Origin of the sequence: Bathymodiolus azoricus thioautotrophic gill symbiont, from assembly GCF_001298715.1 — a bacterium.
Lineage (GTDB): Bacteria > Pseudomonadota > Gammaproteobacteria > PS1 > Pseudothioglobaceae > Thiodubiliella.
This window is the reverse complement of the sequence record NZ_CDSC02000209.1, coordinates 1-1,045: the sequence shown is the minus strand read 5'-3', so window position 1 is coordinate 1,045 and position 1,045 is coordinate 1. Positions and strand designations below refer to the sequence as shown.

Sequence of the window (1,045 nt, the reverse complement as noted above, 5' to 3'; positions counted from 1 at the left end):
AATATCTTTTAGTCCTAAAGTTATTATAATGTTGATATTAACCGCCCAAAATTCATGGGTAGTTGAAAAATGCTTGTAGTTTTTATATGAGACCTTTGCATAAACAGTTTTTATACCCTGATAAACAAGTTGCCTCGTCAGTGCACAAGGTGCTACAACACAACGAAAGATTTACCTGTCTATAGACCTTGCCCACTAGCGCATTGTCGCAACTTAAGTAACCAGCAACTGAAACACCCTTACTGTGTTTTCTTTATTTAAAGATCATCACCTATAACCTGAACTTCTGCTAGAGACAGATAGTTCTTATCAAGCAACTGGACTCTAACATAGCGACCTTGTTTACCTGATGCGTCTAATTTAATAGTCTTTTTGGGATTAGGCGCAACATGAAAGTCTTGTTGATAGGTGTGGGTGCTAAAGTCTGCTTTATTAGAGATACTAACCTGGTAGTTGCTTAGTCTATTTGCACAGCAATCAGTGCGGTTGTAGATAATGATTTGATTGATCTTTTTCTTACCGCCTAGATCAACCTGCCACCAAGCACCTTGTTCATCTTTGGTGTGGGTTGTGCTACTATTTAAGAATTCACCATCAGTATTGCCATCTACTGCATAGCCAGCAACAGCGTGGATGCGGTGTGGATATATACTGGATTGTGTGGCAGGTTTTCCAAGCGCTAGATTGTAACCACCAGAGGCATATGCGCCTCCATAACTTGGGTCACCCCATGTCCTGATTGAGCCATCGGGCCTAACAGCAGTAAAGGCAAATTCATTTGAATAAATCTCAATATAACCTTTGTCAGTGGGTATGTTTTTGCGTATATTCTCTATGTTACTCCACGGATTCTCCATGTCACCCCATGCCGTAATTGAACCATCGGCTTTAAGAGCAGCAAAGGCCATACCGGTTGAATAAACCTTGATATAGTCTTTATCAGTGGGTGCGTTGAGTGCGTTTTTGCCTCCACTCTTTATGTAACCCCATGTCGTAATTGAGCCATCGGCTTTAAGAGCAGCAAAGGCATACTCATTTGAATAAA

Annotated in this window: 1 protein-coding gene; it reads right to left on the bottom strand. The window is 40.9% G+C overall.

Annotated features, from left to right (window positions below; translation table 11 throughout):
• Window positions 1-257: 257 nt before the first annotated feature.
• Window positions 258-1,045: galactose-binding domain-containing protein (locus BAZSYMA_RS04045; protein ID WP_195910087.1), on the bottom strand; the 788-nt coding region annotated here is incomplete at its 5' end.